The 20981-nt window shown below is 74.4% G+C and carries 22 protein-coding genes; 7 read left to right on the top strand and 15 right to left on the bottom strand.

Annotated elements, in window-relative coordinates; translation table 11 throughout:
- The first annotated feature begins 143 nt into the window (after positions 1–143).
- Positions 144–422, top strand: a complete 279-nt coding sequence (locus AC068A_RS30420; protein ID WP_478589479.1) for a hypothetical protein — start codon at positions 144–146, stop codon at positions 420–422.
- Here the strand turns inward: AC068A_RS30420 and AC068A_RS30425 are convergent.
- The 3 genes from AC068A_RS30425 to AC068A_RS30435 all read right to left on the bottom strand — a co-directional run bounded on the left by AC068A_RS30425 (position 412) and on the right by AC068A_RS30435 (position 2457).
- The gene (locus AC068A_RS30425) at positions 412–756 is read right to left on the bottom strand and encodes a VOC family protein (RefSeq protein WP_478589480.1); all 345 of its coding nucleotides are present in this window, start codon (positions 754–756) and stop codon (positions 412–414) included. The genes AC068A_RS30420 and AC068A_RS30425 overlap by 11 nt on opposite strands.
- Before the next feature lie 120 nt (positions 757–876).
- Positions 877–2217, bottom strand: a complete 1341-nt coding sequence (codA, locus tag AC068A_RS30430; RefSeq protein WP_478589481.1) for a cytosine deaminase — start codon at positions 2215–2217, stop codon at positions 877–879.
- A gap of 72 nt (positions 2218–2289) precedes the next feature.
- Complete coding sequence (locus AC068A_RS30435) at positions 2290–2457, bottom strand: hypothetical protein (protein WP_478589482.1); 168 nt, start codon at positions 2455–2457, stop codon at positions 2290–2292.
- A 120-nt stretch (positions 2458–2577) separates the two neighbouring features.
- On the opposite strand from AC068A_RS30435, the gene AC068A_RS30440 reads away from it, so the two are divergent.
- A complete protein-coding gene (locus tag AC068A_RS30440) occupies positions 2578–4377 on the top strand; it encodes a S9 family peptidase (RefSeq protein ID WP_478589483.1) in 1800 nt (599 codons plus the stop codon).
- Between the two features lie 73 nt (positions 4378–4450).
- Positions 4451–5335 (top strand): SURF1 family protein, encoded by an 885-nt coding sequence (locus tag AC068A_RS30445; RefSeq protein WP_478589484.1) that lies wholly within the window; start codon positions 4451–4453, stop codon positions 5333–5335.
- Here the strand turns inward: AC068A_RS30445 and AC068A_RS30450 are convergent.
- The 7 genes from AC068A_RS30450 to AC068A_RS30480 all read right to left on the bottom strand — a co-directional run bounded on the left by AC068A_RS30450 (position 5304) and on the right by AC068A_RS30480 (position 11585).
- Positions 5304–6416, bottom strand: a complete 1113-nt coding sequence (locus AC068A_RS30450) for a hypothetical protein (RefSeq protein ID WP_478589485.1) — start codon at positions 6414–6416, stop codon at positions 5304–5306. The genes AC068A_RS30445 and AC068A_RS30450 overlap by 32 nt on opposite strands.
- On the bottom strand, positions 6413–7222 hold the full coding sequence (locus AC068A_RS30455) for a SigE family RNA polymerase sigma factor (RefSeq protein ID WP_478589486.1): 810 nt from the start codon (positions 7220–7222) through the stop codon (positions 6413–6415). The genes AC068A_RS30450 and AC068A_RS30455 overlap by 4 nt, the downstream gene beginning before the upstream one ends.
- A gap of 170 nt (positions 7223–7392) precedes the next feature.
- Positions 7393–8466: an aspartate-semialdehyde dehydrogenase gene (locus AC068A_RS30460; RefSeq protein ID WP_478589487.1), complete on the bottom strand. Its 1074-nt coding sequence runs from the start codon at positions 8464–8466 to the stop codon at positions 7393–7395.
- Positions 8463–9743: an aspartate kinase gene (locus AC068A_RS30465; RefSeq protein WP_478589488.1), complete on the bottom strand. Its 1281-nt coding sequence runs from the start codon at positions 9741–9743 to the stop codon at positions 8463–8465. The genes AC068A_RS30460 and AC068A_RS30465 overlap by 4 nt, the downstream gene beginning before the upstream one ends.
- 134 nt (positions 9744–9877) lie before the next feature.
- The gene (locus tag AC068A_RS30470) at positions 9878–10552 is read right to left on the bottom strand and encodes a DUF5063 domain-containing protein (protein ID WP_478589489.1); all 675 of its coding nucleotides are present in this window, start codon (positions 10550–10552) and stop codon (positions 9878–9880) included.
- Positions 10545–11144, bottom strand: a complete 600-nt coding sequence (gene recR / locus AC068A_RS30475; RefSeq protein WP_478589490.1) for a recombination mediator RecR — start codon at positions 11142–11144, stop codon at positions 10545–10547. Before recR ends, AC068A_RS30470 begins: the two co-directional genes overlap by 8 nt.
- A gap of 96 nt (positions 11145–11240) precedes the next feature.
- Positions 11241–11585, bottom strand: coding sequence for a YbaB/EbfC family nucleoid-associated protein (locus AC068A_RS30480; RefSeq protein ID WP_360632362.1), 345 nt, complete (start codon positions 11583–11585; stop codon positions 11241–11243).
- A gap of 255 nt (positions 11586–11840) precedes the next feature.
- On the opposite strand from AC068A_RS30480, the gene AC068A_RS30485 reads away from it, so the two are divergent.
- Positions 11841–12614 (top strand): SLATT domain-containing protein, encoded by a 774-nt coding sequence (locus AC068A_RS30485; RefSeq protein ID WP_478589491.1) that lies wholly within the window; start codon positions 11841–11843, stop codon positions 12612–12614.
- 153 nt (positions 12615–12767) lie between these two features.
- Here AC068A_RS30485 and AC068A_RS30490 read toward each other — a convergent pair whose 3' ends face one another.
- The 4 genes from AC068A_RS30490 to AC068A_RS30505 form a co-directional block, all read right to left on the bottom strand.
- Positions 12768–13418, bottom strand: a complete 651-nt coding sequence (locus AC068A_RS30490; protein WP_478589492.1) for a hypothetical protein — start codon at positions 13416–13418, stop codon at positions 12768–12770.
- A gap of 106 nt (positions 13419–13524) precedes the next feature.
- On the bottom strand, positions 13525–16182 hold the full coding sequence (locus tag AC068A_RS30495) for a glycosyltransferase (protein WP_478589493.1): 2658 nt from the start codon (positions 16180–16182) through the stop codon (positions 13525–13527).
- Positions 16179–16859 (bottom strand): GntR family transcriptional regulator, encoded by a 681-nt coding sequence (locus tag AC068A_RS30500; protein WP_478589494.1) that lies wholly within the window; start codon positions 16857–16859, stop codon positions 16179–16181. The genes AC068A_RS30495 and AC068A_RS30500 overlap by 4 nt, the downstream gene beginning before the upstream one ends.
- Before the next feature lie 160 nt (positions 16860–17019).
- Positions 17020–18384: an aminotransferase class III-fold pyridoxal phosphate-dependent enzyme gene (locus tag AC068A_RS30505; RefSeq protein ID WP_478589495.1), complete on the bottom strand. Its 1365-nt coding sequence runs from the start codon at positions 18382–18384 to the stop codon at positions 17020–17022.
- Between the two features lie 156 nt (positions 18385–18540).
- On the opposite strand from AC068A_RS30505, the gene AC068A_RS30510 reads away from it, so the two are divergent.
- The 3 genes from AC068A_RS30510 (at position 18541) to AC068A_RS30520 (ending at position 20154) form a co-directional block, all read left to right on the top strand.
- Positions 18541–19158 carry a DJ-1/PfpI family protein gene (locus AC068A_RS30510; RefSeq protein ID WP_478589496.1) on the top strand — a complete coding sequence of 206 codons (618 nt, stop codon included), beginning with the start codon at positions 18541–18543 and terminating at the stop codon, positions 19156–19158.
- Positions 19151–19708: a MarR family winged helix-turn-helix transcriptional regulator gene (locus tag AC068A_RS30515; RefSeq protein WP_478589497.1), complete on the top strand. Its 558-nt coding sequence runs from the start codon at positions 19151–19153 to the stop codon at positions 19706–19708. The genes AC068A_RS30510 and AC068A_RS30515 overlap by 8 nt, the downstream gene beginning before the upstream one ends.
- Positions 19709–20001: 293 nt before the next feature.
- Entirely contained in the window at positions 20002–20154 is a 153-nt protein-coding gene (locus AC068A_RS30520; RefSeq protein ID WP_478589498.1) for a hypothetical protein, read from the top strand.
- A gap of 78 nt (positions 20155–20232) precedes the next feature.
- On the opposite strand, the gene AC068A_RS30525 is transcribed toward AC068A_RS30520, so the two are convergent.
- Complete coding sequence (locus AC068A_RS30525) at positions 20233–20718, bottom strand: HIT family protein (protein ID WP_478589518.1); 486 nt, start codon at positions 20716–20718, stop codon at positions 20233–20235.
- Between the last annotated feature and the right edge of the window lie 263 nt (positions 20719–20981).

Consider the following 20981-nt stretch of genomic DNA (forward strand, 5'->3'; position numbering starts at 1 on the left):
CCCCGTTCCTACTACCTCCTCCCCCCCCCCCCCTCCCGCCCCCCCCCCCCCCCCCCCCCCCCCCCCCCCCCCCCCCCCCCCCCCCCCCCCCCCCCCCCCCCCCCCCCCCCCCCCCCCCCCCCCCCCGACAGGCCCTGGCCCTCATGGCCGCGGACGACGGCGGCGACTGGTACGCCGAACGGTACGCGGACCGCGGCCACGTCGTCGGCGTCACCGTGCGCGACCTGGTGTGGCGTCATCTGGACGCCCGGCCCGGCTACTTCGTCCTCGGCGGCCTCGGCCACCTGGGCGAGGAGCAGGCCCGCCGGTTCACGGTCGCCGTGTCGGAGCTGGCCGGCGAACTCCTCCCGCAGGACGGCGTGGGGGCGAACACGGACAAACGGGCGCCGGGCCGAGGTCAGGGGCGCGCGGTCAGCCGGTGACGAAGCAGAACTCGTTGCCCTCCGGGTCGCGCATCGCCTGGAAGGAGCCCTGGTCGTCGGTGACCGGGGCGCCGACCGCCGCGGCTCCCAGCCCCACGGCCAGCGCCGCGGCGGCGGTGACGTCGTCGACCGCGAGGTCGAGGTGCAGCCGGTTCTTCCTCGCCTTGCCCTCGGGCACCGGCTGGAACGCCAGCCGCGCCACCCCGGGCAGCTCCACGTGCGACCAGCCGCGGGCCCGGTCGACCGGCTCGACCTCCAGCAGTCGCGCCCAGAACCGCACCAGCTTCCCCGGCTCCCGGCAGTCCACGACGATCTGGTGCAGGCGTACGCGCATGGCCGCGAGCCTACGCCCACCCGCGGTCGAGCGGGTCGGCCGCAAGCAGGGCGGCGCCGGCGTACTCCGATGCGATCTCCAGGGCGGCCCGGCCCGACACGGTGTCACGTATCCGTGTGCTCACGGGGATTGACGGGAGGGACGGCCGAAGTCGACCTCCGCCGGGGCCTCGCCCGGCCAGGACAGCAGGGTCGGCGCCGGCGGCGTCTCGGCGACGAGCCTGCCGTGCGCCACGACGTACCGGGGCCGGACCTGGCGGCGGAGCGCCTCCTGGGGAGTGGGCGCGGGCAGTACGACGAAGGATCCGGCCGCGCCCTCGGCGATGCCGTACTCGGGGGCGGTCAGCCCCAGGATGCGCGCGGCGCGGTCGGTCACCATCGAGTACGCCACGGGGATCTCGTCCGCGCCGGTCAGCTGGGCGGCGTACAGGCCGACGAGGGCGGTCTGGAGCGGGTTGGCGGTGCCCAGCGGGTTCCACGGGTCCATCACGTCGTCGTGTCCGAAGGCCACGTTGACGCCGGCGGCCAGCATCTCCTTGACCTGGGTGAGGCCGCGCCGCTTGGGGTAGGCGTCGAAGCGGCCCTGGAGGTTGAGGTTGGCGAACGGGTTGGCGACCAGGCCGATCCCGGAACGGGCCAGCAACCCCTGGAGTTTGACGCTGTACGCGCCCCCGTAGGAGCCCATCGCCGTCGTGTGCGAGGCGGTCGCGCGCTCCCGCAGCCCCGAGCGCAGGGCGAGCGCGGCCAGCACCTCCACGAACCGGGACTGCTCGTCGTCGATCTCATCGCAGTGGGCGTCGACGCGCAGGCCGTGCTCCTCGGCGACGGCGAAGGCGATGCCCAGGGACGCGACCCCGTCCTCGCGGGTGTCCTCGAAGTGCGGGATCGCCCCGACGACGTCCGCGCCGCGGTCCACGGCCTCGCGCAGCAGCGCCTCGCCGCCGGGGAAGGAGAGGATGCCCTCCTGGGGGAAGGCGGTGATCTGGAGGGTCATGAACTCCCGGACCCGGTCGCGGACCTCCAGCAGCGCGTCCAGCGCGGTGAGCTGCGGGTCGGTGACGTCGCAGTGGGTCCGCACGTGCAGTACGCCCTGGGCGGCCTGCCAGCGCAGCACCTCGGTGGCCCGGGCGACGACGTCCTCGCGGGTCAGGGTGCGTTTGCGGGCGCTCCAGCAGGCGATGCCCTCCCAGAGGGTGCCGGAGGTGTTGGGGCGCGGGTCCCCGGCGGTCAGGGCGGTGTCCAGGTGGATGTGCGGTTCGACGAAGGGGGCGGTGAGCAGCCCGCCATCCGCCTCGAGGAGCACGCCGGCGGGCGGCGGCCGCGACGGGTCCGCGGGGCCGTGGTCCGGGGCGATCCGGGCGATCCTGCCGTCCGGGCCGACCCGGACCTCGTACAGGCCGGGGCGCAGCACACCGGGGCGGTCGGCGTGCAGCAGCCGGGCGCCCCGGACGGTCATCCGCATGGGGCCAGCGTAGGGCCCGGCAGGTCAGCCGGTCAGCGGGTCAGCCGGTCAGCGCGTCAGGTGGTCAGCGGGTCAGCCGCGCTTGGCCTGGGCCTTCTGCTGCATGCCTCTCGTCTTTGCCGACAGGGACTGCGCATCGCGGACCGCGGACTTGGCGCGGGCCTCGGCGGCCGTGTTCTTCGCCCGCTCGTGCTCGCGCTCCGCGGCCTGTGCCGTACCGGCACGCGTCTTCTTGGCCATGACCGACTCCTCCTCCGGCATCGCGGGGGCGTACGTCCTCCACTGTCCTCCCGTTCGGGGCGGGCGGCATCCGCAGCCGCGGCCGGCGGTCCGCCGCACCCGATCGGGTTACATAGGGGTATGACTGACAACACGGCCACAGGCATGCCCGACTGGGAGAAGCGCTTCCGCGCGCCGCGCGTCGCACTGCCCGAGTGGGCCGAGGACGCCCCGGACCGCTCGCTGTTCGTCTCCAACGCGACGGGGACCTACGAGCTGTACGCCTGGGACCGCGCGACCGGCACCCAGCGGCAGGCCACGGACCGGCCCAACGGCACCACCGACGGAACCCTCTCCCCGGACGGGGAGTGGATCTGGTGGTTCTCCGACACCGATGGCGACGAGTTCGGCACCTGGGTCCGCCAGCCCTTCGCGGGCGGCCCCGACGAGCCGGCCACCCCCGGTCTGAAGCCCTCGTACCCGGCCGGGCTCGCCATCGGCCGGGACGGGACGGCCGTCGTGGGCCGGTCCACCGACGAGGAGGGCTCGACCGTCCACGTGGTGCGGCCGGGCTGCGCGGAGCCGGTGGAGGTGTACCGGCACCGCGAGTCGGCGGGCGTCGGCGACCTGTCCCGGGACGGGACGCTGATCGCGATCGAGCACACCGAGCACGGCGACGCCATGCACTCGGCCCTGCGCGTGGTCACCCTCGACGGCACCGCGGTCGCGGAGCTGGACGACTCCCGGGGCGGCACCGTGGAGCTGGGCCTGGAGATCCTCGGCTTCGCCCCGGTCGCCGGCGACACCCGGCTGCTCGTCGGCCACCAGCGGCGCGGCCGCTGGGAGCCGATGGTGTGGGACGTGGCCACCGGCGCCGAGCAGGAGCTGCTGCTGGACCTGCCGGGCGACGTGAGCGCCGAGTGGTACCCGGACGGCTCGGCGCTGCTCGTCGAGCACAGCTTCGAGGCGCGCAGCGAGCTGTGGCGCTACGACCTGGCCGCGCGGGAGCTGGCCCGGGTGGAGACGCCGCCCGGCACGGTCTCGGGTGCGACGGCGCGGCCCGACGGAACGGTCGAGTACCAGTGGTCCTCGGCGGCCGAGCCCTCGGCGATCCGGTCGACGGCGGGCGGGGTGGTGCTGGAGCCGCCGGGCTTCCGGCCGCCCGGCTCGGTCCCGGTGGAGGACGTGTGGGTCGAGGGCCCGGGCGGGCGGATCCACGCGCTCGCGCAGCGGCCCGTCGGCCACGGCGAGGGGCCCTTCCCCACCGTGTTCGAGGTGCACGGCGGTCCGGCCTGGCACGACTGCGACGCCTTCGCGGCCGGCCCGGCGGCCTGGCTGGACCACGGCTTCGCGGTGGTCCGGGTCAACTACCGGGGCTCGACGGGGTACGGCCGCGAGTGGACCGACGCCCTCAAGCACCGGGTCGGGCTGATCGAGCTGGAGGACATCACCGCGGTCCGCGCGTGGGCGGTGGCCTCGGGCCTGGCCGACCCGGCCCGGCTGGTGCTCTCGGGCGGCTCGTGGGGCGGGTACCTGACGCTGCTGGGCCTGGGCATGCAGCCGGAGGCCTGGGCGGTGGGGCTGGCCGCCGTACCGGTCGCCGACTACGTGGCCGCGTTCCACGACGAGATGGAGGCGCTGAAGGCCCTGGACCGCACCCTGTTCGGCGGCACGCCGGAGGAGGTTCCGGAGCGCTACGCGGCGTCCTCCCCGCTCACCTACGTGGACGCGGTGCGGGCCCCGGTGCACATCGCGGCGGGCGTGAACGACCCGCGCTGCCCGATCCGGCAGATCGACAACTACGTCGACCGGCTGGCGGCGCGCGGCGCGGTGCACGAGGTGTACCGGTACGACGCCGGGCACGGCTCGCTCGTGGTGGAGGAGCGGATCAAGCAGGTCAGGATGGAGATCGACTTCGCGCTGAAGCACGTGCCCCGCTGATCCCGGGGATGTGCGGCAAAGGCGGCGAACCCCCGCCACCGTGATCGCGGTGCACCCCCCGTACGGTGGTGGGGTGCACCGGTTTCTCCTGACCCCGCGCTGGTGGGGGATCAACGTCTTCGTCACGCTGGCCGTTCCCGTCTGCCTGCTCATGGGGACCTGGCAGCTCGGCCGGTTCGAGGACCGCGTCGACACCCACCGGCAGGCGGCCGCGGCGCGCCCCGGCGAGGAAGCGGCCGCGCCGCTGGACTCGCTGCTGCCGGTGGACAAGAGGACCTCCGGCCGCCTGGCCACCGTCTCCGGGCAGTACGCCGACCAACTGCTGGTCCCCGAGCGGCGGCTCGACGGGAAGGCCGGCTTCTACGTCCTGACCCTGCTGAAGACCGACTCCGGCAAGGCCCTCCCGGTGGTGCGGGGCTGGCTGCCGGGCACGGCGGACCCCGGCCGGGCACCGGCCGCGCCGTCCGGGCAGGTCGAGGTGGCGGGGGCCCTGCAGGCCTCGGAGACCTCCACCAGCAAGGGCGTGCACTCCCAGGGCGGGCTGCCGGCCGGGCAGCTCGGGGTGATCGGGGCGGCCTCGCTGGTGAACCTGGTGCCGTACGAGCTGTACGACGCCTGGCTGACGGTGCAGACCCCGGCGGACGGGCTGACGCCGGTGCCCGCGAAGGCGCCGAGCAACACCGGGCTGGACCTGAAGGCCTTCCAGAACCTGGGCTACACCGGCGAGTGGTTCGTCTTCGCCGCGTTCGTGCTGTTCATGTGGTTCCGGTTGTACCGCCGGGAGGTGGAGACCCTGCGCGACGCAGAGGCGGGGCTGCTGCCGCAGGCCGCCCCGGCCGCCGGGGGCGACGCTGCTGCCGCCGGGTCCGGTGAGGCCGACGCGCCCGCCGCCGCGACGCCGGCGCCGGAGGCCCCGGAGGCCCCGGTCAGGGCTTCTGTGACGCGTCCAGCGGAATGACGCCCGTCCGGTAGAGCGTGCCCCCGCAGGCCGCCGGGATCGTCGTCCGGGTGGTCGGCGCCGGCGCGCCCGGCACCGCCGTGGCCGGGGTGTGGGACACCGCCACGCCGCTGGTGTCCGCGGCCGGGCTGCCGGGCTGGGCCACCGGGTCGGCCGCGGCCGTGCCGTCCGCCGAGCCCTGCTCCTGCGGCGCGCTGCCCGCCGGGGACTGCGACGCCGGGCCGGGGGTGGCCGCCGGGCAGGACATGCCCGAGGGCACCCAGGCGAAGCGGACCTCGTACGCCGCGTACGGCTGGAGCACCAGCGACGGCGCCTCCACGGACGGGTCGGGCAGCCCGGGGGCCGCGTCCCCCGCGGTGTGGCCGACCACGGTGACCCCCGAGGTCCCGTCGGGCGCGGAGGAGCTCACGGAGGCCGCGGTCACGGTGTCGGGGCCGGCGACGCTGCAGCCGCGGGCCGAGACGTTGGTGACCTTGAAGCTGCCGTACACCTTCCCGTCGGCCTCCGGGGCGCGGGCGCCGGCCTGCACCCCGAGCTGGTCGGCGCTGCACCCGGGCACTGCGGGGGACGCCACGGGCGGCATCGGGCCGCCGGTGCCCCCGGCCGCGCCGCCCGGCCCGCCGGCGGAGGGGTCGGCCGTGCCGCCGCCGGTCGGGGAGCCCGCGGCCGTGGGGCCCGTGCCGGCGGCGGTGCCGCTGCTGCCTCCGCGGCCGGCGTCGGCGTCCTTGGGCCGATCGGGGTGGTGGCCCGCCCCGGTGTGGTCGTGGCCGTGGCCGCCCGCGCCCGCCGAGGTGTCGGCGTCCTCGCCGTGTCCGGCCATGGCGGAGTGGTCGCTGATGCTGCCGTCGCCGCCCGCGATGCCCAGGTGCAGGGCGGTGGGCAGGGCGGTGCCGGCCAGCAGCGCGGCCGCGGCGGCGGCGACGAGGGCCCGCCGCTTGCGGGCCCGGCGGGCGGGGACGGCGGACCTCAGGCGGTCCAGGGCGCCGTCGGAGGGCTCCAGCCCCCCGACGGCGGCGTGCAGCAGGCTCCGCAGCTCCTGCTCCTCGCCGGCCCCGTCCGGTCGCGTGCGGTCGTCCATCATGACTGCTGAGCCTCCATCGCCACCCGCAGCGCGGCAATGCCCCGCGATCCGTACGCCTTCACCGAGCCGAGCGAGACGCCGAGGGTCTCGGCGACCTGGGCCTCGGTCATGTCCGCGAAGTACCGCAGCACCAGCACCTCCCGCTGGCGCCGCTGGAGTCCGCGCATCGCCTTGATCAGGTCGTCCCGTTCCAGCTGGTCGTACGCGCCTTCCTCGGCGCTCGCCATGTCGGGCATCGGCTTCGACAGCAGCTTCAGGCCGAGGATGCGGCGGCGCAGCGCGGAGCGGGAGAGGTTGACCACGGTCTGCCGCAGGTACGCCAGCGTCTTGTCGCGGTCCCGGACCCGGCCGCGGGCCGAGTGGACGCGGATGAACGCCTCCTGGACGACGTCCTCGCAGGAGGCGGTGTCGTCGAGGAGCAGGGCGGCCAGGCCCAGCAGCGACCGGTAGTGGGCCTGGTAGGTCTCGGTGAGGTGGTCGACCGTGGTGCCGGCCACGATCTCCGGCGGTGGGGCGGCAGCGGCCTCCGCACCGGTCCCGCCGTCCCCTTCGCCCGCGTCGTTCGCATCGGGCGCGTCGTTCGCGTCGGGGTCCGCGGGTCCGGCGCTACCGCGCGGCATGGGCACGCGTCCGCCCCGGGCCGGCAGGGCGGGCAGGGCGGAGGCGGGCGGCACGGCCTGGGGCACGGTCGGCGGGATCGGGACGATCACCGGGAGCCCGCCGGACGTCCGGGTGCGCCCGCGCGGCGGTGCGGCGACCGTGCTGCGCACCGGTGCGCCGTCGCGTACGAGTAGTGCCTCTGCCACGCCAGTTGGACACGCGTCCCCCCACCAGGGTTGTACGCGCGAGGCGGACCGGCCAGCACCATCCTCATTGCCCTCATGCGTACTCGTTCTTCCCGATTGCCCCCGTCCGTCCAGCGGCAGTCAGGCCATCACCTTGATCAAGGGATCAGCACCTGATCCTACAAAGTGCATTACGCGAATTCATCTGCGATCAGTTCCGCGATCCGCGCGGCATTCAGGGCGGCGCCGCCCTGGAGGTTGTCGGCGCACACGAAGAACTCGAGGGAGCGCGGGTCGTCGAGGGAGGCCCGCAGCCGCCCCACCCACGCCGGATCCGTTCCCGCCGCGTCCACCGGGGTCGGGAACTCCCCCGCCGCCGGTTCGTCCACGACGACCACGCCCGGTGCGGCCTGGAGCACCTCACGGGCCCGCCCGGCGTCCACCGGGGCGCCGAACCGGGCCCGGACGCTCAGCGAGTGCCCGGTCAGCACGGGCACCTGGACGCAGGTCACCGCCACCGGGAGCGCCTCCAGCCCGAGGACCCGGCGGGTCTGGGCCCGTACGGCCAGCTCGTGGGTGGACCAGCCGTCCTCGCCCAGCTGCCCGGACCACGGGACGACGTTCAGCGCGAGCGGGCCCGCGAAGGGGCCGGTGTCCTCGCCGACCGCGCGCCGCACGTCCCCGGTCATCTCGCCCAGCGGGGTCCCGGCGACCAGCGACAGCTGGCGGCGCAGTGCCTCGGAGCCGGCCCGCCCGGCGGCGCTCGCGGCCTGGTACGAGGACACGGTCAGGTCGGCGAGCCCGTACTCGGCGTGCAGGGCGCCCAGGGCGGCGGTCAGCGCGGCGGTGACGCAGTCCGGGCCGGCCACGATCCCGCGCGGCCGGTGCCGTACGGCCGCGGCGTTGACCTCGGGCACCACGAGCGGTACCTCGGGGTCCTCGCGGAAAGCGGCGGACCGGTCGACGACGGCGGCCCCGCGCGCGGTGGCGACGGGCGCCCAGCGGGCCGAGACCTCGGCCGGGGTCAGGAAGATCACGACGTCGCCGTGACCGAGGCCCTCGAAGGCGTCCTCGGTGAGGGCGAGCACCTCGGTCTCCTCCGCGCGGACGGCCAGCATGCGGCCGGCCGAGCGCGCGGAGGCGATCAGGCGTATGTCGCCCCAGACGTCCGCCCGCCGGGACAGGATCTGGAGCAGGACCGTTCCGACCGCCCCGGTCGCCCCGACCACGGCGAGCGCCGGGCGGGAGGACCGGGCGCCGGTCATCGTCCGGTGCCTCCGTAGACGACTGCCTCGTCACTGTCGGAGTCGAGGCCGAAGGCGGTGTGGACGGCGATGACGGCGGCGTTGACGTCGTCCTGGCGGGTCACCACCGAGATGCGGATCTCGGAGGTGGAGATCAGCTCGATGTTGACGCCCGCGTCGGACAGCGCCTGGAAGAAGGAGGCGGTGACGCCCGGGTGGGTCTTCATGCCCGCGCCGACCAGGGAAATCTTGCCGATCTGGTCGTCGTAGCGCAGGGAGTCGAAGCCGATCTGCGCCTTCGCCTTCTCCAGGGCGTCGATGGCCTTGTGGCCCTCGGTCTTGGGGAGGGTGAAGGAGATGTCCGTCAGACCGGTGGCCGCGGCGGACACGTTCTGGACGATCATGTCGATGTTGATCTCGGCGTCCGCGATGGCGCGGAAGATGGCCGCGGCCTCGCCCGGCTTGTCCGGGACGCCGACGACGGTGATCTTGGCTTCGGAGACGTCGTGGGCGACTCCGGAGATGATGGCGTGCTCCACCTGCTCGTCCCCTTGCGACTCGGGCTTCTCGTTGCTGACCCAGGTGCCCGGCAGTCCGGAGAAGGACGAGCGGACGTGGATCGGGATGTTGTAACGGCGCGCGTACTCCACGCAGCGGTGCAGCAGCACCTTGGAGCCGGAGGCGGCGAGCTCCAGCATGTCCTCGGAGGAGATCCAGTCGATCTTCCGGGCCTTCTTCACCACGCGCGGGTCGGCGGTGAAGACGCCGTCGACGTCGGTGTAGATCTCGCAGACCTCGGCGTCCAGCGCCGCGGCGAGCGCGACGGCGGTGGTGTCCGAGCCGCCGCGGCCCAGGGTGGTGATGTCCTTGCTGTCGGCGGACACACCCTGGAAGCCGGCGACGATGGCGATGTTGCCCTCGTTCAGCGCGGTGCGGATGCGGCCCGGCGTGACATCGATGATGCGCGCTTTGTTGTGGACCGAGTCGGTGATGACGCCTGCCTGGCTGCCGGTGAAGGACTGGGCCTCGTGGCCCAGGTTTTTGATCGCCATGGCCAGCAGCGCCATGGAGATCCGCTCTCCGGCGGTCAGCAGCATGTCGAACTCACGTCCGGCAGGCATCGGCGACACCTGCTCGGCGAGATCGATCAGCTCGTCCGTCGTGTCGCCCATCGCGGAAACCACGACGACCACCTGGTGGCCGTTCTTCTTGGCGTCCACGATCCGCTTGGCGACGCGCTTGATGCCTTCGGCATCGGCTACGGAGGAGCCTCCGTACTTCTGCACGACAAGGCCCACGTGCGCTCCTCGCTCAAATCCAGTACTGCGGTCGCGGGCCAGTCTAACGAGCGCCCGCAATCCGACCGACGCGTACCGCATCATGAGACATTCGGTTCACTCCATGATCGGTTCCGCCGCCGGGAGGGGCGCTCCTACCGTTCGCCGACCGGCCTCGGCGCGGGTCGGCGGCCGATCGCACCGAGCTCCTCGGCCATCACCCGGCCGGCCTGCTCGGCGAGGTCGTCCTCGGCCAGGTCCTCGTCCGTGTCCAGCCCGTCCAGGGCCGCCAGCGGCTGGTCCAGGCGTACGTGCGCGACCAGCGACTGGAGGGCGCGCAGCGTCGCGGAGGCCGTCGAGCCCCAGTTGGAGAAGTACGAGAACTGCCACCACCACAGGGCCTCGGCCGTCCGGTCGGCCCGGTAGTGCGCCAGTCCGTGCCGCAGGTCGGCCACCACGTCGGCGATGTCGTCGGAGATCCGGTGGGCGACCGGCGTCTTGCGCGGCTCGTACGGGTCGAAGACCTCGGAGTACACGTCGACCGGTTCGAGCAGGTACGCGAACCGCTCGCGCAGCTCGTCCACGTCCGGCTCCGGGCCGAGGTCGGGCTCGTAGCGCTCGTCGGGCAGGACGTCCTGGTACGCGCCGAGCCGGCCGCCCGCCAGCAGCAGCTGGGAGAACTCCAGCAGGAGGAAGGGCACCGCGCTGTCCGGGTCCTCGCCCTTGGCCACCTCGGTGACCGCGACGATGAACGACTCGATCTGGTCCGCGATCTGGACGGCGAAGTCGTCCGGGTCCTGGGCCAGGGCGTGCAGCGTTGCGTCAGACATCGAGAAGTCGCCTTCCTTCAAAGGCCCGCCCGAGCGTGACCTCGTCCGCGTACTCCAGGTCTCCCCCGACGGGGAGCCCGCTGGCCAGGCGGGTGACCTTCAGGCCCATGGGCTTGATCATGCGCGCGAGGTACGTGGCCGTGGCCTCGCCCTCCAGGTTCGGGTCGGTGGCCAGGATCAGCTCGGTCACCTCGCCGTCCGCGAGCCGCGCCAGCAGCTCGCGGATGCGCAGGTCGTCCGGGCCGACGCCCTCGATCGGACTGATCGCACCGCCCAGGACGTGGTATTTGCCCCGGAACTCGCGGGTCCGCTCGATGGCGACCACGTCCTTCGGCTCCTCCACCACACAGATCACGGCGGTGTCGCGGCGCGGGTCGCGGCAGATGCCGCACCGCTCCTCCTGCGCCACGTTCCCGCACACGGCGCAGAACCGGACCTTCTCCTTGACCTCCAGCAGCGCGTGCGCGAGGCGCCGGACGTCGGTCGGCTCCGCCTGGAGGATGTGGAAGGCGATCCGCTGCGCGCTCTTGGGCCCGACACCGGGCAGCCTGCCCAGCTCGTCGATCAGGTCCTGGACCACGCCTTCGTACAACGGACTGCCTTCTTTCTCTGCTGCTGCGGGATGGGGCCGGAGGTCCGGGGCGGGGGCCTGCCGGCGGGGGTCGGGGTCGGGGTCGGGGGCCGGGGCCTAGAACGGCAGGCCGGGGATGCCGCTGCCGCCGCCCAGGCCCTGGGCGAGGGGGCCCAGCTTCTGCTGCTGGAGCGCCTGGGCGTTCTCGTTGGCCGCCTGGACGGCCGCGACGACCAGGTCGGCCAGGGTCTCGGTGTCCTCCGGGTCCACGGCCTTGGGGTCGATCACGAGTGCGCGCAGCTCACCGGAGCCGGTGACGGTCGCCTTGACGAGGCCGCCGCCCGCCTGGCCTTCCACCTCGGTGCGCGCCAGCTCCTCCTGGGCCGCCGCGAGGTCCTGCTGCATCTTCTGCGCCTGCTGGAGCAGCTGCTGCATGTTGGGCTGTCCACCACCGGGAAACACAGGTCACTCACTCCGTACCGTCGGAACGCTTGGTCAATCCGAGCCTACGTGCTCACCGCGCGCTGCGCCCTACGCCGTGAGGACCAACTCTTTCGAGTGAGTGGCCCGGCGTGCGCGTCGCTGATGGGGACCTTCTTGCGAGCGGGAATCCGGGGATTCTCCGCCCATCGGCCGTCATTCGAAGGTAGGAAGAGCATGCGCATCATTGCGCACACGCGCACCACCACACGTCAGCGCAGGCAGAGGGAGTGCCGGGTGAGCCAGCCGGAGATGCAGCCCGAGGGGCCACCCCGGGATCCCCTGGAACCCCGGGATTCCCCGGGATCCCGGGAGGAGGGCAGCGGGCCCATGGCGGCGGGCGATCTTACCGGCGGACCGTTCCCCCTCGGGGACTGGGGCGAGCCCGCCGAGCGGCTGGACGAGCTCTACCGGCGGGTCGAGGCGGATGCGCTGCGCACGGCGGCGTGGTACATGTCCGACCGCGCATGGAAGCGCCGGGGGGCGCGGATCCTGCGGGTGGGCGCCGCCACGGGTGCGGTCGTGGGCGCCGCGATGCCGCTGCTGGAGCTCACCGGGTCCGTCCCCGGCGCCACCACGTACGGCTGCCTCTCGCTGCTGCTGGCCGCGGCCTGCGTGGCCTGCGACAGGTTCTTCGGCCTGACCTCGGGCTGGATGCGGGACGTCGCGACGGCCCAGGCGGTGCAGCGCCGGCTCCAGACCCTCCAGTTCGACTGGGCCTCGGAGAACGTACGGGAGGTCCTGGGCCCCACGGAGGGCACGGCGAGCGAGGCCGCGGAGCGCTGCCTGACGGTGCTGCGGCGGTTCTCGGAGGACGTGACCGAGCTCGTGCGCTCCGAGACCGCCGAGTGGATGCTGGAGTTCGGCTCGGGGCCCGCGCCGCTGGTCCTCCAGTCGCTGGGCGGCCCCGCCCCCCGCGCCGAGGCCGGGTCCCCGCCGGCGCGGTTCCCGCTGCCGCCGGGGACCCGGCCCAACATGCCGCGGCAGCGGCCGCCCGAGCAACCCCGCTGAGGCGCGGGGGCCGGGCGGCCTCCAGAACCCCCGGCCGCCCCGCGGCCCCGGGCCGCCGTGCCCCCGGTCGCCGGCCGTGCGGGTCGCCTGCCGTGCCGGTCGCCTGCCGTGCGGGTCGCCGGCCGTGCACCCTCGTCAGCCCCGTGCACCCGGTCAGCTGAAGATGATCATCGAGCCCTGTCCGAGGCTGCGGGTCGCGGCCGCGTGCAGGCCCAGCCACACGTGCCGCTCCCGCGCGAACGGGCTGTCGTCGTACGGAACCGGACCCGCCGGCTCCTCCAGCGCGGTCGGCCGGCCCGGCGGAGCCGGAGCCACCGGCGGGTTCGCCGGATCGATTCCGATCGCCGGAGCCACCACCGCCAGCTCCCGCAGCAGACCGTGCGCCGACCCCAGCGGCCCGCCCGCCGCCAGCAGCTCCTCGTTCGCCAGCGGCGCCGCGAAGTCCACCGGGACGTACGCCCCTGCGTGGTCGTAGTGCCACACCAGGTGCGACTGCTGCGCCGTGGCCTCGAACATCTCCAGCAGCTGCTCGTAGTCCCCGCCGAGCCCGTCCACCGGGGTCACCGGCAGCCCGCAGACCTGGAGCAGGTAAGCGCGCCGCAGGAAGTGCAGGGCGTCGTAGTCGAAGCCGGCGACGGGGGCGACGTCGCCGCTGAGGCCCGGCATGTACGCGAACACCGGCACGGACGGCAGTCCGGCCTCGCCCAGCGCCCTGTCGTACGAGGCGATCTCTTCCGCGAAGGGGTTGTCGGGGCTGTGGCACAGCACGTCGACAAGGGGGACCAACCACAGGTCACAGGCCACTCGGGCTCCGATCAGTCGTTGCCGCCGATGCCGCCAGCGTAATGCGCCGGACACCCTCCGCGAAGGCCTGCGCAGAACCCGGCCGAAGCCGGCCCTGCGACGGCGGCTACGGCTGCGGCCGCGCCGGGCCGGGGCCCGGACCCGGGGCCGCCTCCGGCCGGGGGCCGACCCGCCAGACCCACACGTCCAGCACCTGCTCGGGCTGCTGCCCCAGCAGCTCGCTGATCAGGTCCTTCAGTTCGTCCGACCGGTCCTGGAACGGCAGCACCAGCGCGCCCGCCTTCCAGAACTCCAGGTCCTGCCGGGCCTGCTCGCGCCACTGCGGCGTCACCTCGGGCGGCGCGGCGCCGTAGCGGACGTCCCGCAGCAGGTTCGACAGGTGGCGCGGGGCGGCCCCGTAGATCCCGATCCGCTCGGGCCCCCACGGGCCGTTGAAGTAGCCCCCGGCGAGCCGGAAGCCGAAGTCCGCCTCGACCTGCCAGTGCAGGGCGTCGGCCTGGCCCGGGTCGGGCAGCGGCACCGGAACGAGCACCCCGCCCTGGCCGACGTAGCCCTTCCAGGCGCCCGAGGTGATGAACGCGGGCACCGGCGCGCGGTCCCGTACCGCCAGCGGCAGCGGCAGGATCGGGACCAGCGCCGCCGCGACCGCCAGCACGCCGGCGGTGCGCAGCTCGCGCGTGCGCACCGTGGCGATCCGGTCGAGCGCGAGGGCCACCAGGATGCCCAGGATCGGCGCGCACACCATCGCCACCCGGCCCTCGATCACCGACTCGAACAGCGGCATCCTGCCGAGCAGCGCCCACGGACCGGGGAACGCGAGGTCGGTGTGCGGTACGGGCACCCGCGGCCCGAGGGACAGCAGCAGCGCCACGGCTCCGGTGAAGGCCAGCGCGCGGACGGCGGGGCGCCGCCACAGCCACACGCACACGACCGTGCCGAGGGCGAGCAGCGGCCAGCCGTAGAAGGCGTTCTGCTCGGTGGTGTTCATCGAGAGGCGGCCCGCGGTCTCGGCGTCGCCGAACAGGGAGCGGGCGGCGTACTCGATCAGGGCGAGCGGGCTGTTGCCGGCGTTGTCCCCGTGCAGGACGGAGTGGTAGCTCTGCGGGCCGAGGAACTGCCAGTAGAGGGGGAAGGCCAGCAGCGGCAGGCAGACGGCCAGGGCGATCGCCAGGCCCCGCGCGAGCGAGGGCGCGGCGGCGAGGGCGCGGCGGCGGTCGACGACCGGCCAGGCGAGGCAGAAGACCAGCATGCCGAGCGCGGCGATGAGCAGCGGCTCCTCGCCCAGGAAAATCTGGTACGCCGCGAACAGCCCGAGCAGCACGCCGTCGCGGACCACGTTCCGCCCCTCGGCGAGGCGCAGCGCCCGGTCGACGATCAGCGGGAGCATGAAGAGCACGACAAAGTTGGGGTGGCCGTTGGCGTGCGAGACCATCGGCGGCGCGAAGGCGGCGAGCGCCCCGCCGACGGCCGCCGCCCAGCGGTTCGGCGTGCAGCGGCGGCGGATCAGCCAGTACCAGGTCCAGGCGCTGGCGGCCATGCCGAAGGTGAGGACCAGGGCGAAGGTGACGGTCTCGCCGAACAGCAGCGTGACCGGGATGAGCGGCACGGTCAGGCCGAGCATCGTCGCGTTGGCCATCAGGTTCACCCCGTCGGGCATGCCCTGGGCGGTGGTGAAGAGCGGATTGCGCAGGTGGGTGATGTTGTCGGTGGCGACGCCGACGAACCACTCCCACTGGTTCTGGTCCTGGAGCGCGTCCTTGAGGTAGCGGCCGTCGAGGTCGGCCCACAGGCCGTGGAAGACGTAGAAGGAGAGCGCCAGGAAGACGGCGGCGACGGTGAGGCCGCCGGCGTTCAGGCGCAGCAGGTCCCCGAACGCCCCGCCCAGCTCGGCGGCGCTGCGGCGGGCCGGCGCCGTCGGCCGGTCGGCCCGCGCCGCGGCGCGGCGGCGCACCGGGACCTCGACGACGGCCCCGGCTCCGGCCCGGCGGCGCAGGAGGCGGGTGACCTCGGCGTCGGCGGCCGGGCCGTCGAGGGTGGAGGCGGCGAAGGCGGCCCGCGCCCGGTCCCCGTCGAAGAGGGCGAAGCGGCAGGTGTCGGCGCGGAACCCGGGGATCCCGGGCACGCCGAGGGCCCGCACGAGGCGGCTCCCGGTCCGGCCGAGGACGGCGGCGGGGGAACCAGGGCCGTCGGTGTCGGAGCCGTCGGTGTCGGAGCCGTCGGTGTCGGAGCCGTCGGTGTCGCTGTTGCTGTTGCTGTTGCTGTCGCCGGCTTCGGCGCTGTGTCTGTCGCTGGCGCTGTCGCTGTCGAGGAGCCGCTCGAGCCGGTCCAGCTCCTCCAGCGGGGTGCCGAGCCCGGCGTCGGCCAGCAGCACCCGCCGCCCGGCGGTGGCCGCCACCCCGGCGCGCAGCGCCGCGCCCTTGCCGCGGGGCTCGCCCAGGCAGATCAGCCGGATCCGCGGGTCGCCGGAGGCCGCGGCTCCGGCGGCGGCCACGGTGTCGTCGGCGGAGCCGTCGTCGACGACGACCAGCTCCCAGTCGCCGGGCCCGGTGCCCGAGCGGGCGTCGAGGTGCTCGCGTACGGCGGCGACCGTCGCGCCGATGCGGTGCCCGTCGCTGCGGGCGGGGATGACGACGGACAGGCCGACGGAGCCGGCCGCGCGCCGGGGACCCGAGTCGGTGGCCGCGCCGGTGGCCGCGCCGGTGGCGGTGGCGGTGGCGGTGGCGGTGCCGGTGCCCGTGCTCTGGTTCGCGCCCGGGCCGGTCACGGGGCGACCGGCTTCAGCGTCGCGGCCCAGTCCAGGCTGTGCTGGTTGTAGGCGTGCACGAGGCGGCGTACCTCGTGGACGTCCGCCCGCACCACCGCGTCGACCAGCTCGTTGTGGCCCGACCACAGCCCGGCGTGCAGGTCCGGTGCCGCCTTCAGGTGCGGCACGGCGAAGGTCCAGCACTGCACGCGGATGCGGTGCAGGAACTCCGAGATGTACGTGTTGCCGACCAGCCCGCTCAGCTCCCTCCAGAAGCGCAGGTCGTAGCCGATCAGCACTTCGAGCGAGCCGCTCTGTGCGGCCCGACACGCCTCCTCGGCCCGACGGCGCACCGACACCAGCTTTTCGCCTGAGCCGGGCGCTGTGCCGCGCTCCACGAGCCGCCGGAAGATCCCGTCGACTATGAGCGTACGGGCCTCGATCATCCCCCGGAAGTCGTCCAGGCTGTAGACACGCACGCGGAAGCCCCGGTGCTGCACCGACTCCAGCAGGCCCTGGGCGGACAGGTCGACGAGCGCCTCGCGGACCGGGGTCGCGGAGACCCCGTACTGCTCCGCGATCTGCTTGACCGTGAACTCGGTGCCCGGAGGCAGGCGTCCCGCCAGCACCTCGTCGCGCAGCGCGTCCGCGATCTGCTGGCGAAGTGTGTTGCGGGTGACAGCGGCGCCGCCTGGCATAAGGGTCCGTCTCCTTCGGTGAACTTCGGACACCTTAGGCCAGGCGGAGCGGCCGAAACCGTTCGATTCACGGACGTTATACGGATCTATACGTACATACAGATCACGCACCGCCCGGTACCGGCCCGCCGCGGCGCCGTAACGGCCCCGCGGCGGGCCCTCAGCCGGCCGTGGTGTGCCGGTCCGCGACGGTCAGCGCCTCGTCGAGGAGCGCCAGGCCCTCCTTGGCCTCCGCCTCCGTGATGGTGCACGGCGGGACGACGTGGACCCGGTTCATGTTGACGAACGGCCACAGGCCCGAGGCCTTGCAGGCCGCCGCGAACTCGGCCATCGGCGCGTTGTCGGCGCCCGCGGCGTTGTACGGGACCAGCGGCTCGCGGGTCTCCCGGTCCCGTACGAGCTCCACGGCCCAGAACGCGCCCAGGCCCCGGACCTCCCCGACCGACGGGTGCCGTTCGGCGATCTCGGCGAGCGCCGGGCCGATCACGTTCTGCCCGAGGTGGGCGGCGTGCTCGACGACGCCCTCCTCCTCCATGGTGGCGATGGTCGCCACGGCGGCGGCGCAGGCCAGGGGGTGGCCGGAGTACGTCAGCCCGCCGGGGTAGGGGCGGGTGGCGAAGGTGTCGGCGATGGCAGCGGAGATGGCGACGCCGCCGAGGGGGACGTAGCCGCTGTTCACGCCCTTGGCGAAGGTGATCAGGTCGGGGGTGACGCCCCAGTGCTCGGCGGCGAACCACGTGCCCGTGCGGCCGAAGCCGGCCATGACCTCGTCGAGGATGAAGACGATGCCGTGGCGGTCGCAGAGCTCGCGTACGCCGGCCAGGTAGCCGGCGGGCGGGACCATGATCCCGGCGGTGCCCGGGACCGTCTCGAGGATGATCGCGGCGATGGAGGCCGGCCCCTCGAAGGCGATGGTGTCCTCCAGGTGGCGCAGGGCGCGCTCGCACTCCTCGGCCTCGGTGGCGGCGTGGAACGGGGAGCGGTAGAGGAAGGGCCCCCAGAAGTGCACGACCCCGGCGGCGCCGGTGTCGGAGGGCCAGCGGCGCGGATCGCCGGTCAGGTTGATCGCGGCGGCGGTGGCGCCGTGGTACGAGCGGTACGCGGACAGCGCCTTGGGCCGGCCGGTGTGCAGCCGGGCCATGCGCACCGCGTTCTCGACGGCCTCGGCGCCGCCGTTGGTGAAGAACACCTTGTCCAGGTCGCCGGGGGTGCGCTCGGCGATGAGCCGGGCGGCCTCGGAGCGCACGTCGACGGCGAAGCCGGGCGCGAGGGTGCACAGGCGGGCCGCCTGCTCCTGGATCGCGGCGACGACCTTGGGGTGCTGGTGGCCGATGTTGGTGTTCACCAGCTGGGAGGAGAAGTCGAGGTAGCGGTTGCCGTCGTAGTCCCGGAAGTAGGAGCCCTCGGCCCCGGCGACGGCCAGCGGGTCGATGAGCTCCTGCGCGGACCAGGAGTGGAAGACGTGCTTGCGGTCGGCGGCCTTGACGGCGGCTCCGTCCGCATCGAGCGGGAGGTGAGGGGTCATCCGGCCACGCTAGGAGTGCGCAGGCCGGAGGGGACATCGGCGGACTGTCTGGACCCTGGCCCCGCCCCTCGGCAGTCTGTCGCCACCTCCGCCCATTGACAGCATGGCACCGGAGTGACAGCTTACTGTCATACCCGTTCCGGCGAGGAGGCAGGCATGACGAAGCGCATCCACCTGGCGGTCTACGACACGTACGCGGACTGGGAGACCGGCCACACCACGGCGCACCTGACCCAGCGCGGCCACCGGGTCCGTACGGTCGGCCCCGCGGCGGACCGGCCGGTCACCACCATGGGCGGCGTCCGCATCCAGCCGGACATGGCCCTCGCCGACCTCTCGCCCGAGGACTCGTCGCTCCTGATCCTCACGGGCGCCTCCCTCTGGGACACCGGCGACGAGCTGGCGCCGTTCGCGGCGAAGGCGCGGGAGTTCCTGGCGGCCGGGGTGCCGGTCGCGGCGATCTGCGGCGCCACGGCGGGGCTCGCCCGCGCGGGCCTGCTCGACGACCGCGCCCACACCAGCTCGGCCGCCGCGTACCTGGCGCAGCAGCCGGGATACGCGGGCGCCGAGCGGTACGTGGAGGCCGACGCGGTGACGGACGGCGACCTGATCACGGCGGGGTCGACGGAGCCCGTGGCGTTCGCCCGCGAGGTCTTCGCCCGCCTGGGCACCTACAAGCCGGACGTCCTGGACGCGTGGTACCGCCTGTTCCACGACTCGGACGCGAGCGCCTTCCCGGTCCTCGCGGCGGCGGCGGAGCGCGGCGATGCCTGAGCCGGCACCGGCATCGCCGGCACCGGCACCGCCGGACCCTGCACCGCCGGAACCGCTCTCGCTGCGCGCCCGCCAGGACCTGCTCAGCCGCACCGCCCTGGGCGTCTTCGGGCTCAACGGGCGCTTCCTCGCCCTGTCGGAGGAACTGGCCCGGCCGGCCGGGCTCACGGCGGCGCGGTGGCAGGTCCTGGGCGCGGTCCTGAAGGAACCGCTGCCGGTGGCGGGCATCGCCCGCGCCATGGGCATCACCCGGCAGAGCGTCCAGCGCGTCGCGGACCTGCTGGCCGCCCGGGGCCTGGCGGAATACGTACCCAACCCGGCACACCGGCGCGCGAAGCTCCTCCGCCCCACGGAGGCGGGCCGCGCCGCGATCGCCCGCATCAACCCGGGCCACGCCGCCCTGGCCACGGCCCTGGCGGAACGCCTGGGCGAAGACGCCTTCCGCGAAACGGTCGCCGTCCTGGACCGCCTCACCACCGCCCTGGACAACCTCCCGCCCCCGACGGACCCGGCGGACCCCGGCCGGCGCACCAGCCCCGCCGCCGGTTGAGGCGCGGGGGCCGGGGCGGGGCCCCGGAACAGCCGGCCACGCCACCGGCCCGGATCGGGCGCTGACATCGCGGCCGCGCTCGGTCCGGGGCGGCCGGGCCGGCCGGCGGCCTGCGCACCGTGGCGGGGATCACCGCCGGCCTGCTCCTGTGGGGCGTGCCGACCGTCGGCGGCCTCGCCGCGCTGCCGGCCGCCCGGCCGAGATCCACCCGGTGGCGAAGCTCGCGGGCACCGCCTGCGTCGGCCTCCTGGGCTTCCTGGGCTTCCAGTTCCTGCGCCGCCTGGGGGCAGGGAATGGGCACGGGCCCCGCCCCCGAAGGCACCGGCGCCCGGTCCGACACCGTCGGCACCTGGCGCACCGGCCTCGGCGGCAACGCCCTCGACCCGGTGACCGGGGTGGTCCTGATCGGCTTCGGCATCCGGGTCGCAACGACCCCGTGGACCTGAACCCGGCGCGGCCCGCCCAACCCGGCCCGGCCAACCCGGCCCGGCCCGCCCGGCCCGCCCGGCCCCGCCTCCGCGCGGTCAGCCCTCCGCGCCGCCGCCCAGCCGGTCGAGCTCCACGCCGATGGCCCTCCGCAGCCCGTCGTGCCGGGGGCCGAGCTCGTACTCGCTCCCCCTCCAGTACTGCTCCTCGTACAGCCAGACGGGCAGCCGGACCCGGTCGGCCGGCTCCCAGTCGTAGCGGGGCCAGATGTGGGCGTGGAGGTAGGGGTCGGTGTTGCCCAGGATCTCGATGTTGACCCGGCGGAACGCCGGGTCGAGGCGTCGGCAGGCCCGCTCGACGGCCTCGGCGAGCCGCTCCATGTCGCCGAGGTACGCGGTCCTGCGCGCCCGGGGCAGGTCGGAGAGCCGGGTCACCGACGGGTCGTCGGTGAGCAGCACCGAGTACCCGGGGAGGAACTGCCGGTCTCCGATCACCGCGAAGCTCTGGTCGAGGCGGCGCAGCACGGTCGGGTTCTGACCCCGGTGCGCGCTGCCTATGCGGTCGTTGCGCCAGTCGTCGTCGATCACACCCGCCACCGTAACGGCGGCTACTCCCGGCCGCCGGCGCCGGACCGTCGCCGGATCGACGGAGGCAAGCCCGCGGCCTGCGAAGGAACTTGCCCCTTCGCCTCGGGGATGCATCCGCGAGGATGATCCGCTCCGCCTGCCGAACAGCCTTTCCTGGCTCTCAGGTTGCCCCTGTCATACCTGAGAGCCATTCGCGAAGGCGGCTCCCCAGCGGGACGCCGGCCAGGCCCCCTGATTCCTAACGTCGAGACCAGAAAGCG

The organism is Streptomyces sp. NPDC043854 (assembly GCF_056436005.1).